Here is a 6,028-nt window from a genome sequence, read left to right as displayed (position 1 = left end):
CGAACAGCGCCACCGCCTGCGGGATGTTGCCAGGCGCGACCAGGGGCGGTCGGTTGAAGGAGATTTCATCCGGCCCGATGAGTGAGCCGGATCGCTCGTATCCGTCAGGGTCCTGGATTCCCCGCTCATGCACCATGCGAGCAAAGCCCGCCGCCTGATCGGCGCCACGGCTGAAGCCTGTTTCAATGATGCGGATCTGGGCGTTGGGGTCCTCGTCCAGCCATACCGCAGCGTATGAAATAAACTTTTTATACATGTCTTCGAGACGATCGTCATACGTGTAGCCGAACGCACCATCCACCATGCGGATGATCGCATTCTTTTGCGTGCCGGGGCCTTTCAGGTACTCCACATGAACCCGCGACGTTGATTGCTCCATTGCTCTGATGGACCTGCGGAGCAGGGCAACATTGGTCGCATGTTCCGGATCCCCGTCGACATCGTTGCCTGTCCCATCAAAAGCAGCAACAAAGAGTCTCGTTTGTGGATCAGTTGTGCGATACAGCGTCGGTACGGGCAAGGTATTCAGGATATCCGCGGCTCCCTGAAAAAATCTCATGTCCGTTGCGCTGGCAGGATACGTACTTACACCGTCCTGAAGGTACCCATGCTCGTCACGCCTGTGCTTCTCAGTCATTCCGTTGTCCTATAGCTTTGTCAGTAAGTCTTTGCGTAGATCAGTACGAAGCTCTCGCTCATTCCGCTGTAACGATTCGCTGGATCGCGAAGCTTCTTCAATGGGAGATACGTTTTCATGTAGATGCTCAACGCTCGGTCGTCGACTATCAGAAGAATGTCCGGATAACCGATAAATGCGGTATCGGAAATCTTTTTCTCGTCGATCCTGTGGACGATGCGCCGATCCCTGAATACCCGATCGAGATCAATGGAATCCTCATGAGGCACACCATCCCGAGACCGCCACGTCACGACGGCCGGTGATGGAAAATTCTCAATGCTTAGGTTTACGGTATTCAGTTGCTGAAGATGGAGAGGTCCCCTTAATGGGCTTGAAAGAACGTCGTCACGGTCCTTGACGTCGTACATGTCGTCATAGATCACCTTGCAGCCCCATGTGCTGAAGCAATACGCAGAAAAATTGTGCCTGGTGAACGTCAGAGGAAATCGGTTCGGTCGATGCCGAGCTACCTCGCCTGGGGGAGCCAGGTTCTGCGCGGTGGTGTGGCAACCTCCAGAAAGAAGACATAGAAGAGTCGCGATAGCGATGTAAATCGCACCGCGCATTGGTTGAAGACTCATGCAAGCATCGCCTTGAAAACTTCCATGCCCGCCGCCTTGACGGGATATGCGCTCACGTCGCCCTGACGCTGGCCATCTGGACCTCGCTTGTGTTTCTCAGTCATTCCATTGCCCTGTTAATTCGTCAGTAGGTCTTGGTGTAAACGAGCACCGAGTTCTGGCTCATGCCGCTGTAACGATTTGCTGGGTTGCCAGGCTCCTTCAATGGGATAAATGCTTTCATGTAGATGCTCAGCGTTCGGTCGTCGACTATCAGCAGAATTTCCGGATTAGCGATAACCGCGATTTCGGAAATTTTCTTCTCGTCGACGTCATGAACGATGCGCCGATCCCTGAATATCTGATCGAGATCAATGGAATCCTTATGGGGCACGCCATCCCGCGACCGCCAGGTCACGACGACCGGGGGTGGAAAGTTATCCCCACTTGTATATACGGCATCCAGTTGCTGAACATGGTCAGGCCCCTTCAATGGGCCAGTAAGCACGTTGTCAGGCCTCCTGACGACGTACATGTCGTCATAGATCACCTTGCAGCCCCATGCGCTGAAGCAGTACGCAGAGAAATTGTGCGCACTGAACGTCAGAGGAAATCGGTTCGGTCGATGCCGATCAACCTCACCTGACGAAGCCAGGTTCTGCACGGTGGTGTGGCAACCTCCCGAAAGTAGACATAGAAGAGCCGCGATAGCGATGTAAATCGCACCGCGTATTCGTGGAAAACTCATGCAAGCATCACCTTGAAAAACTTCCATGCCCGCTGCCTTGATCGGATATCCGCTCACGCCGTCCTGACGCTGGCCATCCGGGTCTCGCTTGTACTTGTCAGTCATTCCGTTGTCCTAGGGATTTGTCAGTAAGTCTTTGCGTAGATCCGTACGAAGCTCTCGCTCATTCCGCTGTAACGATTCGCTGGATCGCGAAGCTTCTTCAATGGGAGATACGTTTTCATGTAGATGCTCAACGTTCGGTCGTCGACTATCAGCAGAATGTCCGGATTACCGATAAACGCGGTATCGGAAATCTTCTTCTCGTCGATCTTGTGGACGATGCGCCGGTCCCTGAATATCCGATCGAGATCAATGGCATCCTCATGAGGCACACCATCCCGAGACCGCCACGTCACGATGGCAGGCGGTGGAAAGTTCTCGATACTTATCCTTACGGCATTCAGGCGCTGAAGATGGTCAGGCCCCATGAATGGGCTTGAAAGCACGTCGTCACGGTCCCTGACGTCGTACATGTCGTCATAGATCACCTTGCAACCCCACGTATTGAAGCAGTACGCAGAGAAATTGTGCCCACTGAACGTCAGAGGAAAAGTATTCTTCTTGAATGGTCCGGACTTGCCGGCATGCTCGTGAATTGAAATCGCCCCGTGACATCCCGCGACAAGAATGAACGACATCGTTAACAGGATTTTTTCTTTGACACGAAATCGCTGACGGTTCATGCCCGTTCCCTCCCCGGCATAAAGGCGCCCTCTTGTCTCGATATGGAAATCACGCGCAAAGCCTCGGAACATCCACCTTCGGCAAAAGTCGCTCCGTGAAGAACCGGTCCTTGTAGTAGCGAATCTTTCGGCACTTGATGGGATGTGCGCTGCCTTCGATGAAGATGATCTGCTCGTCGGGGCTCATGGCTTTCAGCTCCTGCGGAAGCATCAAGGCGCGACGCTCGTCCACTTCCGTATACGACATTCCCTTGTTGCTGCCCGTCGAGCGCGTTTCCTTCCGCTTGCGCACCGTGGTGTAGCCGAGCATTTCCGAATAGTCGCTGGCGTCGCGTTGTTCGCGAGGGGTGTAGATGATCTGGCAGGCCAGATTGGTGACCATGCTTCGTGCCACGTCGCGACCGTAGGTGGCGTCCAGCTGTGACAGCGACTGGATGACGGTGAAGATGCGCAGGTTGTAGCCAGCAAGGAAACTGATGGACCGCGCGATGATGTCCACGCGACCGAGCGCAGTGAATTCGTCCAGGAGAATCAGGCACTGGTGCTTTAGGCTGGCGTTCTTTTCAGGCAGTTCGCGGACGTTCTGGTTGATGGCCTGACTGAAGAAAAGGTTGAGGATTTGCCTGGATTCGGCGAGTTTGTCCGGCGATATGCCGACATAGATGCTCATGGGCTTTTCGCGCAGCTTCCTCAGGTCAAAGCTGTCCCGCGAGGTGGCCTTGTCAAGCACAGGGTTGATAAACATGTGCAGCGGCGCCTGAAACATGCCCACTACCGACGAGAGCGTCTTGTCGCTCAACGAAGTCAGATTCGCGAATGCCGTGCGCGCGTCGTCGCTCAGAAAATCCTGTTCGGCGAGGGAGGCAAGGTAATTCTTCAGATTGCCGCCATCGCCGGATAGCAGCCGATAGATGCGGCCCAGCGTGGGCTTGCCGTGCTTCGACTTCTTGCCGCGTGTGCGCTCGTTGTCGCACCTGTCGAAGAGGTAGAGGCTTGCGGCGAGGAAACAGTTGCGTGCGCTGCTGGTCCAGAAGCGGTCACGTTGCTCCTCGTCGTCGTAGAGAATGGCCGCAATGGCCTGCAAATCCGAGGTTCGGTGAGCACGATCCGTACTGACGTAGCTCATCGGGTTCCAGCCGTGCGTCTTCAGGTCGTGCGAGAACGGATTGAACAGGAACACCTCGCCCTGCGTCGCCCGCCAGCCCGACGTCAGATCGAACGCTTCCTGCTTTATATCCAGCACAACGACCGAATCGCGATAGGTCAGCAGATTCGGAATGACGGCACCCACGCCCTTCCCGCTGCGCGTGGGTGCCGCAAGCAGTGCATGCCGCGTGCCATTCAGACGAAGGAGGTCGTTACGGCTCTTGCCGATGACAATGCCGGTATCTGCCCCGCGCAACAGACCTTCGCGGGACAGATCGCGGCGTTGTGCAAATCGCGCTTCGCCGTGAGCGGAGCGCGCAACGGGCTTCAGGAACTTCGCCACCGCGCCTGTCCACAGGGCCAGCGGCACGCCGAAGCCCACGACGCCAGCCGCCTTGATGGTTCCTGCATGAGGGGCCATGGCGGGATGGTCCCGCAAGGAGAAGTACACCCAATAGGTGTGCCATTCCCACGGAACGTGTGTGGAATGCAGCAGAAACAGCGTCAGCAGGCCTGCGGCGCGCAGGCCCACGTAAACAGCGAGTGCGAATCCGGCGAGCGCCAACGCTGCCTTGAACGTGGTCATCCTTGATCTCCCGGGACGCAGGGGCGCCTGTTGAGAGATCATTCTTTCAAGATGGATCGGCGGATGCTCTCAGGTGAATCTGAAAAATCCTGCCTAATTTGGGCTGAGTGGTTTTCGTCGGACTTCTGCGAAGAACAAAAAAAGGCCGCGCCTCAAGGTGCGGCCTTTTTTCCGCCTGCGTGGATCAGGCGTTGACGATGGTTGCTGCGGGCGTGGTGCGAGTAGCCAGGACCAGCAGCAAGCCGCCTGCGGCGAGGATGGCGCCAGCTACCGGTACAGCGGCGTAACCGAAGCCCGCCGAAAGCACACCACCACCTACTGCCGCACCCAATGCATTGCCGAGGTTGAATGCGCCAACGTTCATCGACGAGGCGAGTCCCGGTGCGTCAGCGGCGGCGTGCATCACGCGCATCTGTACGGGCGGCACGATGGCGAACGTGGCCACACCCCACAGGAACAGACCACCCAGTGCGGCGAACTGGTTCGGCAGCATCAGCGGAAGTAGCAGACTGATGAGTGCGATGGAACCCAGGAAGATCTTGCTGGCACCATCCAGTGACCAGTCGGCCAGGCGTCCGCCGATGTAGTTGCCGACGGTGAAGCCCAGACCGATGAGCACGAGCGCCAGCGTCACGAAGCCGGTTGACGCATGCGTCAGCGTTTGCAGTGTCGGTGCCACATAGGTGTACAGCGTGAACATCGCACCGGCACCCAGCACCGTGGTGGCCATGGCCATCAGCACTTCTTTGCGGGTGAGCACGCCCAGTTCGTTGCGGATGTGCGGCGGCACGCCCCGCTCACCTCGCGGTAATGCCAGCGCCAGCGCAATGATGGCCACCACGCCCAGGGCCGCCGTACCCGCAAATGCCATGCGCCAGCCAATCTGCTGACCGATCCAGGTCGCGGCTGGCACACCGCCGATGTTGGCGATAGTCAGGCCCATGAACATCATGGCGACGGCGCTCGCGCGCTTGTCTTTCGGCACCACGCTGGCGGCGAGCACCGAGCCTAAGCCAAAGAAAGCGCCGTGATTCATGCTGGTAACAAGGCGCGCGGCCAGCAGCGTCCAGTAACCGGGTGCGATGGAGGCCAGCAGGTTGCCGGTCACGAAGATCGACATCAGGAGAATCAGCGCGGCTTTAACACGCATGCGACCCAGCGCCACGGTCATGATCGGCGCACCGATCACCACACCCAACGCATACGCGCTGATGAGCAGGCCGGCCGTCGGAATGGAAACACCCACGCCATCGGCGATCACCGGCAACAGGCCCATCGGAGCGAACTCCGTAGTACCGATGCCGAAGGCGCCGATGGCAAGGGCAAGCAATGCCCATCTGGATTTCATGTTCAAAATCTCCGGAATGCACCCTGCCCCGATACCGGGGAAAGGCACTTGATCGAGGGGTTATCGGCGTCTGGCCCGCTGCCGGGGCCGCCGTTCTGGAGTGCATGCTACGACTCGGCCCCCCGCGCATAAAGCCGCAGCGGGACACAACACCTTTGCCATGTTGGCAACAAAGCCCGTTACACGACGCAAAAAAACCGCGCCGGAAGCCGGCGCGGTTATCAGGTTGACGCGTC

At 57.6% G+C, this 6,028-nt stretch carries 6 protein-coding genes; all 6 read right to left on the bottom strand.

Translation table 11 applies throughout. The features are described 5' to 3' along the window. The coding region (locus FHW69_RS16240; RefSeq protein ID WP_183424142.1) for a DUF2235 domain-containing protein at positions 1-637 on the bottom strand (637 nt) is incomplete at its 3' end. Between the two features lie 20 nt (positions 638-657). Then, positions 658-1,260 carry a hypothetical protein gene (locus FHW69_RS16235; RefSeq protein ID WP_183424141.1) on the bottom strand — a complete coding sequence of 201 codons (603 nt, stop codon included), beginning with the start codon at positions 1,258-1,260 and terminating at the stop codon, positions 658-660. A 124-nt stretch (positions 1,261-1,384) separates the two neighbouring features. Beyond that, entirely contained in the window at positions 1,385-2,092 is a 708-nt protein-coding gene (locus FHW69_RS16230; protein ID WP_183424140.1) for a hypothetical protein, read from the bottom strand. A 20-nt stretch (positions 2,093-2,112) separates the two neighbouring features. Continuing rightward, positions 2,113-2,712 (bottom strand): hypothetical protein, encoded by a 600-nt coding sequence (locus FHW69_RS16225; RefSeq protein ID WP_183424139.1) that lies wholly within the window; start codon positions 2,710-2,712, stop codon positions 2,113-2,115. A gap of 49 nt (positions 2,713-2,761) precedes the next feature. Beyond that, positions 2,762-4,444: a type IV secretory system conjugative DNA transfer family protein gene (locus FHW69_RS16220; RefSeq protein WP_183424138.1), complete on the bottom strand. Its 1,683-nt coding sequence runs from the start codon at positions 4,442-4,444 to the stop codon at positions 2,762-2,764. A gap of 184 nt (positions 4,445-4,628) precedes the next feature. After that, the gene (locus tag FHW69_RS16215; RefSeq protein WP_183424137.1) at positions 4,629-5,792 is read right to left on the bottom strand and encodes an MFS transporter; all 1,164 of its coding nucleotides are present in this window, start codon (positions 5,790-5,792) and stop codon (positions 4,629-4,631) included. Positions 5,793-6,028 lie beyond the last annotated feature (236 nt).

Origin of the sequence: Luteibacter sp. Sphag1AF, from assembly GCF_014192715.1 — a bacterium.
Classification (GTDB): domain Bacteria; phylum Pseudomonadota; class Gammaproteobacteria; order Xanthomonadales; family Rhodanobacteraceae; genus Luteibacter.
The sequence above is the reverse complement of the archived record's forward strand: the minus strand, read 5'-3'. Positions and strand labels throughout refer to the sequence as shown.

Bases quoted from the DNA above. Each gene is read 5' to 3' on its own strand.
- FHW69_RS16235 (WP_183424141.1), bottom strand. From the start codon at position 1,260: ATGAGTCTTCAACCAATGCGCGGTGCGATTTACATCGCTATCGCGACT.
- FHW69_RS16220 (WP_183424138.1), bottom strand. From the start codon at position 4,444: ATGACCACGTTCAAGGCAGCGTTGGCGCTCGCCGGATTCGCACTCGCT.
- FHW69_RS16225 (WP_183424139.1), bottom strand. From the start codon at position 2,712: ATGAACCGTCAGCGATTTCGTGTCAAAGAAAAAATCCTGTTAACGATG.
- FHW69_RS16230 (WP_183424140.1), bottom strand. From the start codon at position 2,092: ATGACTGACAAGTACAAGCGAGACCCGGATGGCCAGCGTCAGGACGGC.
- FHW69_RS16215 (WP_183424137.1), bottom strand. From the start codon at position 5,792: ATGAAATCCAGATGGGCATTGCTTGCCCTTGCCATCGGCGCCTTCGGC.